This is a genomic window from Streptomyces sp. CA-278952 (genome assembly GCF_028747205.1).
GTDB lineage: Bacteria > Actinomycetota > Actinomycetes > Streptomycetales > Streptomycetaceae > Streptomyces.
The window spans coordinates 6,870,168-6,883,489 of sequence record NZ_CP112880.1 but is presented as its reverse complement, the minus strand read 5'-3'; the positions used below and the strand labels follow the sequence as shown (position 1 = coordinate 6,883,489).

Annotated in this window: 9 protein-coding genes; 1 reads left to right on the top strand and 8 read right to left on the bottom strand. The window is 73.5% G+C overall.

The features are described 5' to 3' along the window. Nucleotides 1-396: 396 nt before the first annotated feature. Nucleotides 397-1,734 carry a serine/threonine protein kinase gene (locus tag N7925_RS30540; RefSeq protein WP_274345776.1) on the top strand — a complete coding sequence of 446 codons (1,338 nt, stop codon included), beginning with the start codon at nt 397-399 and terminating at the stop codon, nt 1,732-1,734. A gap of 54 nt (nt 1,735-1,788) precedes the next feature. On the opposite strand, the gene N7925_RS30535 is transcribed toward N7925_RS30540, so the two are convergent. The 8 genes from N7925_RS30535 to N7925_RS30500 form a co-directional block, all read right to left on the bottom strand. After that, a complete protein-coding gene (locus tag N7925_RS30535; protein ID WP_265602706.1) occupies nt 1,789-2,607 on the bottom strand; it encodes a TrmH family RNA methyltransferase in 819 nt (272 codons plus the stop codon). 69 nt (nt 2,608-2,676) lie between these two features. Beyond that, complete coding sequence (gene cobA, locus N7925_RS30530; protein ID WP_265602705.1) at nt 2,677-3,996, bottom strand: uroporphyrinogen-III C-methyltransferase; 1,320 nt, start codon at nt 3,994-3,996, stop codon at nt 2,677-2,679. 260 nt (nt 3,997-4,256) lie between these two features. Further along, the gene (gene cobT / locus N7925_RS30525) at nt 4,257-7,979 is read right to left on the bottom strand and encodes a nicotinate-nucleotide--dimethylbenzimidazole phosphoribosyltransferase (protein WP_274345775.1); all 3,723 of its coding nucleotides are present in this window, start codon (nt 7,977-7,979) and stop codon (nt 4,257-4,259) included. Between the two features lie 333 nt (nt 7,980-8,312). Then, nucleotides 8,313-9,551 carry a precorrin-6y C5,15-methyltransferase (decarboxylating) subunit CbiE gene (gene cbiE, locus N7925_RS30520; RefSeq protein WP_274345774.1) on the bottom strand — a complete coding sequence of 413 codons (1,239 nt, stop codon included), beginning with the start codon at nt 9,549-9,551 and terminating at the stop codon, nt 8,313-8,315. 107 nt (nt 9,552-9,658) lie between these two features. Beyond that, the gene (locus N7925_RS30515) at nt 9,659-10,306 is read right to left on the bottom strand and encodes a GNAT family N-acetyltransferase (RefSeq protein ID WP_265602704.1); all 648 of its coding nucleotides are present in this window, start codon (nt 10,304-10,306) and stop codon (nt 9,659-9,661) included. Nucleotides 10,307-10,446: 140 nt separating this feature from the next. Then, nucleotides 10,447-11,313, bottom strand: a complete 867-nt coding sequence (locus N7925_RS30510; RefSeq protein WP_265602703.1) for a MetQ/NlpA family ABC transporter substrate-binding protein — start codon at nt 11,311-11,313, stop codon at nt 10,447-10,449. A gap of 85 nt (nt 11,314-11,398) precedes the next feature. After that, nucleotides 11,399-12,070, bottom strand: coding sequence for a methionine ABC transporter permease (locus N7925_RS30505; RefSeq protein WP_274345773.1), 672 nt, complete (start codon nt 12,068-12,070; stop codon nt 11,399-11,401). After that, nucleotides 12,067-13,164: a methionine ABC transporter ATP-binding protein gene (locus N7925_RS30500; protein WP_274345772.1), complete on the bottom strand. Its 1,098-nt coding sequence runs from the start codon at nt 13,162-13,164 to the stop codon at nt 12,067-12,069. Before N7925_RS30500 ends, N7925_RS30505 begins: the two co-directional genes overlap by 4 nt. Nucleotides 13,165-13,322 lie beyond the last annotated feature (158 nt).

Below are 13,322 nucleotides of genomic sequence, written 5' to 3'. Positions count from 1 at the left end.
GGCCCGTCCGGCACACCGACCGGTACCGGTCGGCCTGCCCCGGGGGCGTGTGCGCCGGGTGACTTCACTCACGCCCATCACCCCGGCGGGCTGCCGCCCCGGCGCCGGGCACCCTGAGGGGCAGCCCCACCCCGTAGGCCCGGGCGGTGTTCACAGCCTCCGTGACGGCCGCGCGGCGGGGTTCCCGTGATGATCCAATCCCCCTTGCCCGACGGCCCTTTGAGCGGACCGGCCGGCCGAGGGGCCCGGATCCGCCGCCCCCTGCCCCCTCTTCACCTCTCCCGTCCGGCACGGACAATCGAATCCCCCGTGAGGGCGCGGCCTCTGAGCGCGTCGGGCGCGGGGTACGTAAGCTGTGCCTCGTCAGGCGGACCAGGCAGCGGGGATGGGCAGACGATGGCGATGATGCGGCTCCGGCGCGAGGACCCGCGTCTCGTCGGCTCGTTCCGGCTGCACCGACGGCTCGGCGCGGGCGGCATGGGCGTCGTCTACCTCGGCTCCGACCGGCGCGGCCAGCGGGTGGCGCTCAAGGTGATCCGGCCCGACCTGGCGGAGGATCAGGAGTTCCGTTCGCGGTTCGCGCGCGAGGTGTCGGCCGCCCGGCGGATCCGCGGCGGCTGCACGGCCCGGCTGGTCGCCGCCGATCTGGAGGCGGACCGCCCGTGGTTCGCGACGCAGTATGTGCCCGGCCCCTCGCTGCACGACAAGGTCGCCGAGGAGGGCCCGCTGGCCGCCGCCGAGGTCGCCTCGATCGGGGCCGCGCTCTCCGAGGGTCTGGTGGCGGTGCACGAGGCGGGGGTGGTCCACCGCGATCTGAAGCCGTCGAACATCCTCCTCTCCCCCAAGGGCCCCCGCATCATCGACTTCGGCATCGCCTGGGCGACCGGGGCGAGCACGCTCACCCATGTCGGTACGGCGGTGGGGTCGCCCGGGTTCCTCGCGCCCGAGCAGGTCCGGGGCGCGGCCGTGACGCCCGCGACGGACGTCTTCTCGCTCGGCGCGACGCTGGCGTACGCGGCGATGGCCGACTCCCCCTTCGGGCACGGCAGTTCCGAGGTGATGCTGTACCGCGTCGTGCACGAGGAGGCGCAGCTCCACGGGGTGCACGACGCGTTGGCCCCGCTGATCAGCGCCTGTCTGGCGAAGGACCCGGAGGAGCGGCCCAGCACGCTGCAACTGTCCATGCGGCTCAAGGAGATCGCGGCGCGCGAGGCGCAGGGGCTGCACGAGAGCCGGCCGCCCGCCCAGCGTTCGGCCCAGGAGGCCGACCGGCCGACCGGCCGGATGGCCGACCCGTACGCCGATCAGCACACCCGCCGCTCGGAGGGCCCGTCCGCCTCCCGCCCCCAGCCGGGCAGGCGCGGCGCGCCCGCGCGTTCGGGGCCGCCGCGCACCGGTGGCTCGCGCCCGCAGCAGACTTCGCGTGACACGACGCGTTCCGGGAAGCGGCAGGGCCCCCCGGCCGGGACGAACGGCCGGCCGGGGACCCGCTCCGGGGGGCGCACGACCTCGGCGGGGCGGCGTCCGGCCAATCCGCGGCTGCTGCGCCAGCGGCTGGTGGTGTTCGTCGTGGTGACGCTGCTGGTGGCGCTGGGCATCGCGGCGGCGCAGGGCTGCCAGGGGCCGGCGCGCGGGCTGGGCGGCGGGACCGGGGCCGGGACCGGGACCGAGCAGCAGTCTCGGACGCCGCAGACGCCGGCACAGGTCGTGCAGGAGCCGCCGCAGTCGTCCTGACGCGGGACCGGCCGGGGCCGGTTCCTGACGCCGGGACAGGCCGGCCGGCCGTGCTCAGCTCTCCGGGCGTCCCGTGGCCACCGCGTAGAAGGCGACGGCCGCCGCCGCGCCCACGTTCAGTGAGTCGACGCCGTGCGCCATCGGGATGCGGACCCATGCGTCGGCGGCCATCAGGGCCTGCGTGGACAGCCCGTCGCCCTCCGCGCCGAGCATCAGCGCCACCCGGTCCAGTCGGTGCGGGGCCGCCTCGTCGATGCTGGTGGCCTTGGCGTCCGGGGTGAGGGCGAGGAGCCGGAAGCCGGCCTCCCGTACGCCGTCCAGCGCCTTGGGCCAGGCTTCGAGCCGGGCGTAGGGGACGGAGAAGACCGCGCCCATGGAGACCTTGACGGAGCGCCGGTAGAGCGGGTCGGCGCAGTCCGGGGAGAGCAGGACCGCGTCCATGCCCAGGGCCGCCGCGCTGCGGAAGATGGCGCCGATGTTGGTGTGGTCGTTCACCGATTCCATGATCACCACCCGGTGCGCCGTGGCGAGCAGCTCGTCGGAGGCGGGCAGCGGCTTGCGCTGCATGGAGGCGAGCGCACCGCGGTGGACGTGGTAGCCGGTGACGCGTTCGGCCAGTTCGGGCGCGACGGCGTACACCGGGGCCGGGACCTCGTCGATGACGTCGCGCATGACGTCGACCCACTTGGCCGAGAGCAGCATCGACCGCATCTCGTACCCGGTCTGCCGGGCGCGGCGGATCACCTTCTCGCCCTCGGCGATGAAGAGGCCTTCGGCGGGTTCGCGTCGTCGTCGCAACTCGACGTCGGTCAGGCCGGTGTAGTCGCTCAGCCGCGGGTCGTCGGGGTCGTCGACGGTGATGAGTTCTGCCACAGGGTGATACTGCCTTGTCCGGTGTGTGGTGCCAACGCCTGGGATGAAGATAGGTAACCGCGGGTTACCTCACACCTGGTCGCCCGGCCGGTCCTGGCCGGTCCCCGGTGCGGAGTGCGGGCCGACCGCGACGACCTCGCCGATGACGATCACGGCGGGCGGGCGCACGTCCTCGGCGACCGCGCGCTCGCCGACGTCCGCGAGGGTCGCGTCGACCCGGCGCTGGGCGGCGGTGGTGCCCTCCTGGACGAGGGCGACCGGGGTGGCCGGGTCCTTGCCGTGGGCGATGAGGGCGGCGGCGATGGCGCCGATCTTGTCGACGGCCATCAGCAGGACGAGGGTGCCGCGCAGCCGGGCGATGGCCTCCCAGTCGACGAGCGAGCGCGGGTCCTCGGGGGCGACATGGCCGCTGACCACGGTGAACTCATGGGCGACGCCCCGGTGGGTGACCGGGATGCCGGCCGCCCCGGGGACGGAGATGGTGCTGGAGATCCCGGGGACGACCGTGCAGGGGATGCCCTCGGCGGCCAGCGCCTGGGCCTCTTCCATGCCGCGGCCGAAGACGAACGGGTCGCCGCCCTTGAGCCGCACGACGGACTTGCCCGCCTTGGCGTGCTCGATGAGCGCCTGGTTGATCGCCTCCTGGGCCATGAACCGCCCGTACGGGATCTTCGCGGCGTCGATCACCTCGACGTGCGGCGGGAGTTCGTCGAGCAGGTCGCGGGGGCCGAGGCGGTCGGCGATGACCACGTCGGCCTCGGCGAGGAGGCGGCGGCCGCGCACCGTGATCAGGTCCGGGTCGCCGGGGCCGCCGCCGACGAGCGCGACGCCGGGGGCCCGGGTGCGGTGGTGCGGGGCGGCGAGGGTGCCGTCGCGCAGGCCTTCGACGATCGCGTCCCGGATGGCGGCGGAGTGCCGGGGGTCGCGGCCCTGGGAGGTGGTGGTGAGGACGGCGACGGTCACGTTCTCGCTGCGGCCGGTGGCCGGGGTCCAGGCGGTGGCGGCCTCGGCGTCGTCGGCCCGGACGCACCAGGTGCGGGCGCGCTCGGCCTCGGCGGAGGCGGCGTCGTTGGCCGTGGTGTCGGAGGAGGCGATCAGGGCGTACCAGGTGTCGGCGAGGTCGCCGTCCTGGTAGCGGCGGCGCTCCCAGCGGATCTCCCCGGCGTCCGCCATGGCCTCGACGGAGGGCGTCGCGGACGGGGAGACGAGCGTGATGACGGCCCCGGTGGCGATGAGCTGCGGCAGCCTGCGCTGCGCGACCTGGCCGCCGCCGACGACCACGACGCGGCGGCCGTGCAGACGCAGTCCTACGGGGTACGCGGGGTGGTCGGCGTGACCTGCGCGGTCGGCGTGACCTGCGTGCTCGGCGTGGTCTGCGTGCTCGGCCATGGCGGTACGGGCTCCTCGTGCGGGTGCTGCGTAGGGGCCGCTGCGGCGGTGGAGCGGCTGTGACGTGCGGAAAGCTGAGGTCTGGGTCGGGGACACGATACGGGGTGGGGGGCGCCTGCGGCGGGCCAGTCCCCTCCCCCGCCCCTACCCGGGACCGGGGCTCCGCCCCGGTCCCCCTTCGTCCTCGAGCGCCGGACCGGCTGGATTCGGGGCTCCGCCCCGGACCCCGCTCCTCGAACGCCGGAGGGCTGGTTGGGCGGCTACTTCTCCGTCACGCCCGCCGAGTCGAACGTCGCCACTTCGTGCATCGCGCGCGCCGCGCTCTGCACGATCGGGAGCGCCAGCAGCGCGCCGGTTCCCTCGCCCAGTCGCAGGTCGAGGTCGACCAGCGGGCGCAGGCCCAGCTTGTTGAGCGCGGCCACGTGGCCGGGCTCCGCGCTGCGGTGGCCGGCGATGCAGGCCGCCAGTGCCTCGGGGGCGATGGCGCGGGCCACCAGGGCCGCCGCGCCGGCGCTCACGCCGTCCAGGATCACCGGCGTACGCAGGGAGGCTCCGCCCAGGAGGAAGCCGGCCATCGCGGCGTGCTCCAGGCCGCCGACCGCCGCGAGAACACCGATCGGGTCGGCCGGGTCCGGCTGGTGCAGGTCGAGGGCGCGGCGGACGACGTCGACCTTGCGGGCGTGCATCTCGTCGTTGATGCCGGTCCCCCGGCCGGTCACCTCGGAGGCGTCGATCCCCGTGTACACGCAGATCAGGGCCGCCGACGCGGTGGTGTTGGCGATGCCCATCTCGCCGGTGAGCAGGGCCTTGTTGCCTGCCGCCACCAGGTCCCGGGCGGTCTCGATGCCCACCTCGATCGCCGCGAGGACCTCTTCCCTGGAGAGTGCGGGGCCCGTCGTGAAGTCCGCCGTTCCCGCGCGTACCTTGCGGGGCAGCAGCCCCGGGGTCGCCGGCAGGTCCGAGGCCACGCCCACGTCCACGACACAGACCTCCGCGCCGACCTGGGCCGCGAAGGCGTTGCAGACGGCTCCGCCGCCCAGGAAGTTCGCCACCATCTGGGCGGTGACCTCCTGCGGCCAGGCGGTGACGCCCTGGGCGTGCACGCCGTGGTCGCCGGCGAAGATCGCGACAGCCGCGGGCTCCGGGATCGGCGGCGGGCACATCCGGGAGAGCCCGGACAGCTGTGCGGAGATGATCTCCAGCATGCCGAGCGCTCCGGCGGGCTTCGTCATCCGCTTCTGGCGTTCCCACGACTCGCCGAGCGCCTTCGCGTCCAGCGGGCGGATGGCGGAGATCGTCTCCTGGAGCAGGTCGTGCGGCTCGGCACCGGGCAGCGCGCGACGGCCGTACGTCTCCTCGTGGACGACCCAGGACAGCGGGCGGCGCTTCGACCAGCCCGCCTGCATCAGCTCGGGCTCCTCGGGGAACTCGTCGACGTAACCGACGCACAGGTAGGCCACGACCTCCAGGTGCTCGGGGAGGCCGAGCGCGCGGACCATCTCCCGCTCGTCGAAGAAGCTGACCCAGCCGACGCCGAGGCCCTCGGCGCGGGCCGCCAGCCACAGGTTCTCCACGGCCAGCGCCGAGGAGTAGGGGGCCATCTGCGGCTGGGTGTGCCGGCCGAGGGTGTGGCGGCCGCCGCGGGTGGGGTCGGCGGTGACGACGATGTTGACCGGGGTGTCGAGGATCGCCTCGATCTTCAGTTCCTTGAACTGCTTCGCCCGGCCCTTGGGCAGCGACTTGGCGTAGGCGTCGCGCTGGCTCTGGGCCAGTTCGTGCATGGAGCGACGGGTCTCCGCGGAGCGGATGACGACGAAGTCCCACGGCTGGGAGTGGCCGACGCTCGGCGCGTGGTGTGCCGCCTCCAGCACCCGGAGCAGGACCTCGTGCGGAATCGGGTCGCTGCGGAAGCCGTTGCGGATGTCCCGGCGCTCGCGCATGACCCGCAGGACCGCTTCCCGTTCGGCGTCGTCGTAACCGGGGGCGGGCGGGGTGAACGGCTCGGCCTGTCCGGCGGGTTCCGCAGCTTCGGCGGGCTCTTCGAGCTGCTGTGCCGCTTCGGGCTGCTGCGGTTCCTCGGTGTGCTGCGGTGCTTCGATGGGCTGCGGTGCTTCAGCCTGTGCCTGGTGGTCGACGGCGGGTGCCTGGTGGTCGGGCGCCGGCGGCTCCGGGAGCTCCGGTGTCTCGATGACCTCGGGGCCGGTGCCGTCCTCGGCTGCTTCGGGCACGGCCACGTCGGCCGCCGCTGCCGCGGGTGCGCCGCCGGGCTCGGGAGCAGGGGCCGGGGTGGCTTCCCGCTCCGTTACGGGGAGTTGCCGGGCCGTCGGCTCCTGCGCCTCCGTTCCCTCAACTCCCTCCGCTTCCTCCGTCGCGGGCTCGGCCGACTCCACCGGTCCGACGGGCTCCATCGCCTCCACCGGCTCCACCGGCTCCACAGCGATGGGCTCGGGGGCGAGCGGCTCGGCCGCCGACTCCGGCGCAACCACTTCCGGGGCGACAGCCGCCTCCGGGGCCGCAACGGCTACCGGAGCAGCGACGGCGCCCGGGCTCTCGGCCACTGCTGCCGCCGGGGCCGGCTCGGGGGCCGGCTCGTCGGGCCTCTCCTGCTCGGGCACCGCGGCCTCGGGCTGTACCACCGGCTCGACGACGGGCGTTTCCTGGGCCGGGGCCTGGGGTTCGGGGGCCGCGGCCTCCACCGGTTCCGCCTGGGCCTCGGGCTCCGGGGCCGCTGCAGCACCGTGCTGCGCCGCCACCGGCTCCGGCGGCCCGGATGCGGCAACCTCGTCGGCCGGAGCCTGAGCGGGTGCCTCTGCCGGAGCCTCCGGCCGGGCCGCCTCGGGCTCCGGGACGACGACGGGACCGGCGGGGGGCGTCTGGACGGCGGCCGGCTCGGGAACGACCGTTTCTGCCGGGACGGCCTGCGGGGCCTGCTCGGGCTGCGCAACGGCGGCGGGCTGCTCGGGCTGCACCGGCTGCTCGACCGGGGCCGCCGAAACCGCCGCCGGGGCGGGTGCGGGCTCCGCCGGGGCCACCGGAACCGCCACCGGCTCGGCCGGCTGTACCGCCTCAAACGCCTCAGCCGCCTCGACCGGCGGCACCTCCTGGACCGGCTCCTCGGCCTCGACAACGGCTTCGGGCACGGCTTCGGCCTGTTCGACCGTCAGGGCCTGCTCGACCACTCCGGGCGCGACCGCCGCCTGCTCGGCCTCGACCATCCGAACCTGCTCCGGCTGCTGAGCCGTATCGGCCGGCGCCGGCTCCGCGATGACCTGCTCCGGCTCCGGCTGCGGCGGCTGAGCCCCCCACGGGGCGCCGGCCTGCGGCGGGATCTCGCCCAGCTGCGGGCCGGGCAGGGTCGCGGGATCCTCGGCCGGGACGTCGATGTACTCGGGGCCGGCCGTCGGCAGGCCCGCGTGGCGTGCGGGGGCGGCGGTCCGGGTGGCCCCGGCGGGACCCCGGTCGGCCAGCGAGCGCACGACGCCGCCCTGTGTACCCCCGTACGCCGGGGCCTCGGCGGAGGCGGGGCCCCGGTGCAGCGGGCGGCGGGCAGGAGCGGGGGCGGCGGCCGTGTGCGCGCCGACCGGTGCGGGCGCGGGGTTGCGTACGCCGTTGAGGTCCACGGAGCCGGAGTCGCGGCCACCGGACTCATGGGTGCTGTGCGTCTCGACGGGGGCGGCGGGAGCGGCCTGGCCCTGCTGCGCGGGGAGCTGCTGGGCCTGGGTCCGGGTCGCACCCTGTTCGGGAGCGGCGGGCTGCGCCACCGCGGTCTGCGCGGCGGGCTGGCCCTGCGCGGGGGCCGGGGCGGCCTGCGGGTCGCTCCAGGCGCCCTGGGAGGTGGGCATCAGCAGAAGGTCGTCGTCCTCGGGAGTGTGCTCGGAGGGGTCGAGGAAGGTGTACGCGTCCGGGGCGGGGACGCCCGGCTGCTCCACCATGCCTGCGTTCTCCGGCAGTCCCTCGCCCGGGATCTGGCCGGTGTCAGTCATGCGTACCCCTCGCCCATCGTCAGTGCTCCTTCGGCCCTTCGCCCGGGACGCCGAACCACGGCACGCCGGTGCTCGTCAACAAGAACGAGCGGGCTCGCCGCGCGGCACGAAACGCCCGCGGGGCTTCCTATTCTCGCGGCCGTTCGCCGCCGCGACAGGCTGTTCTGCCACGGCTCACTGTGGACTGCGCCACGTTGCGCGTCCCCCGGGTGGTGCCGTACCACAGTGCGGACCAAAGCGGTCCACTTTTCCGGACATTGACGAACGAAGCGACGAACGGCCGGGTGCGGTACAACAATCCGCCAGCCTACCTTCCGCACCGGGCCGAGCGGGTCAGGGGGCGAGGTCCGAACGGCGTCCGGACAGCAGGAACACGACCGACCTTTCGCGCTCGGTCCAGGCCGTGGTGTCCAGGTCGACGGATTGGAGCAGCGAGCATTCGACCGTGTAGCCGTTGCCGGTGAGCGCTCCGCCGAGGGCCTCGGCCTCGTCGCGGGTCGAGGCGTGGGTCACGATGCGTTCGGGGCGGCGGTCGGCGACCGCGGTGGCCACCGGGACTCCCCCGCCGCCGATCCGTACGACGTCCGGTTCGGGCAGCCGTTCCAGGACGTGCGGGGCGCGGCCGCGGACGACCTGGACGGGGACGCCGAAGGCGCGGGCGGCGGCCTCGGTGCGGGCGCAGGCGGCCGGGTCGTCGTCCACGGCCAGGACCGCCGCGCCGAAGCGGGCCGCCTCGACGGCGAGGGCGCCGCTGCCGGATCCGATGTCCCAGACCAGGTCACCGGTGCGGGGGCCGAGGCGGGCCAGTTGGGCGGCGCGCAGGCCGGGGAACTCGCCCTCGCCGGACTCCTGCATCCGCTCGGCCCCGGCGGCCCGGTAGGCCTCGGCGGGCAGGGCCCAGCCCCGTATCCCCTGGGGGTAGGCGGGCGGTCGGCCGGCGATCCAGGCGCCGGCGGCGGTGGTCTCGGGGCCGCCGCCGATGACGATGACGACGTTGGGGTCGCGCCAGGCGTGGTCGGCCGCCTTGTCGGAGGTGAGGACGGTGACGCGCTCGCGGGCGGTGCCGAGTTCCTCGCAGATCACGAAGGTGCGGTGGACGCCGTCGAGGAGCAGGGCCAGTTCGGCGGGTCCGGCGCCCGGTGAGGTGAGGACGGCGACCTTGTGGTGGGCCCGGCAGACGTTGACCGCGCGGCGCAGGGTGCGGGGGTGGGCGACGACGACCTGGGCGTCGTCCCAGGGCATGCCGGCCCGGGCGAAGGCGGTGGCCACGGCGGAGACGGCGGGGACGACCTCGACCTCCAGGCCGTGTTCGCGGGCGCGCAGGGTGCGGACGACGCCGAAGAAGCCGGGGTCGCCGTCGGCGAGGACCACGGCGCTGCCGCGGTGTCCCGCGATCCTGCGGGCGGCGAGGTCGACGCTGCCGAGGCGGATGCGTTCGGCCCGCGGGGGCACTTCCGGCAGGGCGAGGTGGTGGGCGGCGCCGGCGACGAGTGTGGCGGCCGAGAGCGCGGCCGTGGCCGCTCTGGTCAGTGGCGAGCCGTCCCAGCCGATCACCGTGACCCGGTCGGCCATCGTCGTCTGTCTCCTGAGGGTCAAAGGGGGCGGGGCGTTGCCCGTGCGGTGCCGGGCAGGGGTGAGAGTACCCGGTCCGGGCCTTGGGCTCGCGGGGGGCTCGGGCCCTACTTCCAGTTGTTGTACGTGCCGTAGTCGCCGGCGTCGGCGAGCTGTTCCGCGACCCCTTCGAGATCTTCGGGGAGGAGTCCCCAGACGATCAGGTCGGTGCGGATGTCGGTCCAGCCGCCGTCGGTGCCGTTCTCGGTCCGGGTGCGGGCGATGCGGGCGTTGCGCAGGACGCCCTCGCTGATGCAGCCGAGCTTCTGGGCGACCTGCTGGGAGGCGGTGTTGTCGGCGGGGGTGCGCAGCTCGATGCGTTCGAAGCCCTGGTCGCGGAAGAGCCACTGGGCTATGGCGAGCACGGATTCGGTGGCGTACCCCTCGCCACGCGCCCAGGGGGCGGTGATGTAGCGGACCTCGGTGGAGCGGGTACGCCAGTCGGTGTTGAGGAGGCGGACGCTGCCGACGAGCCGCTGGGTGAGGAACTCGTGGACGGCGAGGGCGATGCCGTGGCCCCCGGTGCGCTCAGCAGAAGCGATCCTGCGTACCCAGCGTTCGGCGTCGACCTGGGTGTACGGGTTCGGCCCGTCCATCCACGCGACGACCGCCTCGTCGTTCATCATCTCGATGTACGCGGGGATGTCGGCCATCTCGAAGGGGTGCATCACCAACCTGTCCGTGCTGATGGAGATGGACGGAAAGGTGGTAGTCATGCGCAGCTCCATGCCGAAGACCGGTTAAAAGCACAGCATGCAGCATCGGGGGCGTGGTGCGCATGGGCGGGGCCGCACGGCGGAGCCCCGCGCCTCCGGGAGGGAAGTGCGGGGCTCCGCCGGCAAGTGCCGGGTGGGCGTCAGGACTTGGCGGGGGTGCCGAAGGCCGGGACGATCGCGCCCTGGTAGGTGTCCTCGATGAACTTCTTGACCTCGTCGGAGTTGAGGAGCTTCGCGAGCTTCTCGACGCGCGGGTCCTTCTCGTTGCCGTCCTTGACCGCCAGGAAGTTGGCGTACGGGTTGCCCTCGGCCTTCTCCAGGGCGAGGGAGTCCTTGCCGGGCTTCAGCTTGGCCTCGATGGCGTAGTTGCCGTTGATGACGGCGGCGTCCACGTCGCCCAGGGCGCGGGGCACGGTGGCGGCCTCCAGCTCCTTGAACTCCAGGCCCTTCTTGTCGGTGATGTCGCTCAGCTTGGCGCTGGTGCCGACGCCGTCCTTGAGGGTGATCAGGCCGTTCTCGGCGAGCAGCTGGAGGGCTCGGCCGCCGTTGGTGGTGTCGTTGGGGACGGCGACGGTCTGGCCGGCCTTGATGTCCTCGAGGTCCTTGACCGTCTTGGAGTAGAGGCCCAGCGGCTCCAGGTGGACGTCGACCACGGGCACGATGGTGGTCTTCTGCTTCGCGTTGAAGTCGTCCAGGTAGGGCTTGTGCTGGAAGAAGTTGGCGTCGACCTGGCCGTTCTGGGTGGCGGTGTTCGGCAGGACGTAGTCCGTGAACTCCTTGACCTCCAGGTTGAGGCCCTCCTTCTTCGCCAGGTTCTTCTTGACGTAGTTCAGGATGTCGGCGTGCGGCGTCGGGGACGCGGCGACGACCAGGGCCTTGGAGGTGTCGGCGTTCGAGCCGGTCTCGCTCTTGGCGGCCGGGTCGGAGGCCGTACCGCAGGCGCTCAGGCCCAGGGCGAGGGCGGCGGCGGAAGCGACGGTCGCGGTGATCTTGATGTTCTTGCGCACGAAAAGTGCCTCTTTCTTGTGGTGGTGCGCCCGGACAAGGAGTTCGGGCTCGGTGGGACAGAGAGTTCTTGGGGGGGGCCGGGCCTCAGGAGGCGGTGCGGCCGCGGCGGGCCAGCAGCCGGACGGCGATGTCGCCGATCAGCTGGATCACCGTGACGATGACGACCAGCAGGGCGACGGTGACCAGCATGAACCGGTTGTCGAAGCGCTGGAATCCGTTGGTGATGGCCTGGGAGCCGAGTCCTTCGCCGCCGACCGCGCCGGCCATCGCGGAGTAGCCGATGAGCACGATGAGGGTGGTGGTGACACCCGAGACGAGCGAGGGCAGGGCCTGGGGGAGGAGCACCTTGCGGACGATCGTGGGGATGGAGCCGCCCATCGACTGCACCGCCTCGACGAGTCCGTGGTCGACCTCGCGGATCGCCGTCTCGACGAGCCGGGCGAAGAACGGGATGGCTCCGACGGCGAGCGGCACGATCATCGCGGTGGGACCGATGAAGGTGCCGACGACCCAGGTGGTGAAGGGGATCAGGGCGATCAGCAGGATGATGAACGGCAGGGAGCGGCCGATGTTCACGATCACGCCGATGACCTTGTTCACCAGGGTGTTCTGGAGCAGTCCGCCCTTGTCGGTGAGGACCAGGAGGATGCCGAGCGGCAGTCCGCCGACGACGGTGACCAGTGCGGACCACAGCACCATGTAGAGGGTGTCGACGGTGCCCTGGGTCAGCAGGGGCTGCATTTCGGACCAGGTCATTTGACGACCTCCTGGGTGAGCGCGGCGGACTCCTTGGTGAGCGCGGCGGACGTCTGCTCCGGTACGGCGGTGGCGGCCTTCGGGCCGGTCTCGTCCTCGACGACCTCGGCCTGGAGGCCCTGCTCGCGGAGGAACCCGATGGGAACGACGTTCTCCTCGAAGCGGCCGGGCAGTTCGATGCGCATCCGGCCGATCTGCTTGCCGCCGACGGTGTCCATCGCGGCGCCGAGGATCGAGATGTCGATGTTGTACGTACGGGAGAGCTGGGAGATGACCGGCCGGGAGGCCGATTCCCCCTGGAAGGTGACGTCGACGACCGTACGGTCGGGGCCGGAGGCGGTCCCGCCGACCGGGAACAGCTCGTGGGCCAGTTCGGAGCCGGGGGTGGCGAGGAGTTCCGCGACGGTCCCGGACTCGACGATCCGGCCGCGCCGCATGAGCGCCGCGGAGTCGCAGACGGTCTTGACGACGTCCATCTCGTGGGTGATGAGCAGGACGGTCAGGCCGAGCTGCTGGTTGAGGTCGCGCAGCAGCTGGAGGATGGAGCGGGTGGTCTCGGGGTCGAGTGCGGAGGTCGCCTCGTCCGAGAGCAGCACCTGGGGGTCGCCCGCCAGGGCGCGGGCGATGCCCACGCGCTGCTTCTGACCGCCGGAGAGCTGGCCGGGGTAGGACTTCGCCTTGTCGGCGAGGCCCACCAGGTCGAGGAGGTCCTTGGCCTTGCGGGTACGTTCCTGGCCGGAGACGCCGAGGATCTCCAGCGGCAGTTCCACGTTGTCCAGCACGGTGCGGGAGTCCAGCAGGTTGAAGTGCTGGAAGACCATGCCGATGCGGGTGCGGGCCCGGCGGAGCTCGGCGCTCGCCCGCCGGCCGCGGCCGGCGAGGGCGGTGAGGTCCTGGCCGGCCACCGTCACGGTGCCGGAGGTGGGGCGTTCCAGGAGGTTGACGCAGCGGATCAGGGAGGACTTGCCGGCGCCGCTCTGTCCGATGACGCCGTACACCTCGCCTTCGCGGACGTGCAGGTCGACGCCGTCGAGTGCGGTGACCTCACGGTCGCGCGACTGGTAGACCTTCGTGAGGCCCGTCGTGGTGATCACAGGGGTTTCCGTCACTGTCGAGTGCGCGGCGCGGTGTCCGCCGGGCACGGGGCATTCGTCTGAAGAGACTTCTCGGGCTGGTCGGCCGGGTGTCTCGGCATGGCTGTACGCGGCGGTCGGCCGGGGCAGCGCAGCGCGGGCGCGCTCGTACCGCAGGG

Excerpts from the sequence above, each read along its gene's own strand:
- cobA (WP_265602705.1), bottom strand. The coding sequence starts at position 3,996 with ATGGCCGAGCACGCAGACCACGCCGAGCACGCAGGTCACGCCGACCGC.
- N7925_RS30505 (WP_274345773.1), bottom strand. The coding sequence starts at position 12,070 with ATGACCTGGTCCGAAATGCAGCCCCTGCTGACCCAGGGCACCGTCGAC.
- N7925_RS30540 (WP_274345776.1), top strand. The coding sequence starts at position 397 with ATGGCGATGATGCGGCTCCGGCGCGAGGACCCGCGTCTCGTCGGCTCG.
- cbiE (WP_274345774.1), bottom strand. The coding sequence starts at position 9,551 with ATGGCCGACCGGGTCACGGTGATCGGCTGGGACGGCTCGCCACTGACC.
- N7925_RS30515 (WP_265602704.1), bottom strand. The coding sequence starts at position 10,306 with ATGACTACCACCTTTCCGTCCATCTCCATCAGCACGGACAGGTTGGTG.
- cobT (WP_274345775.1), bottom strand. The coding sequence starts at position 7,979 with ATGACTGACACCGGCCAGATCCCGGGCGAGGGACTGCCGGAGAACGCA.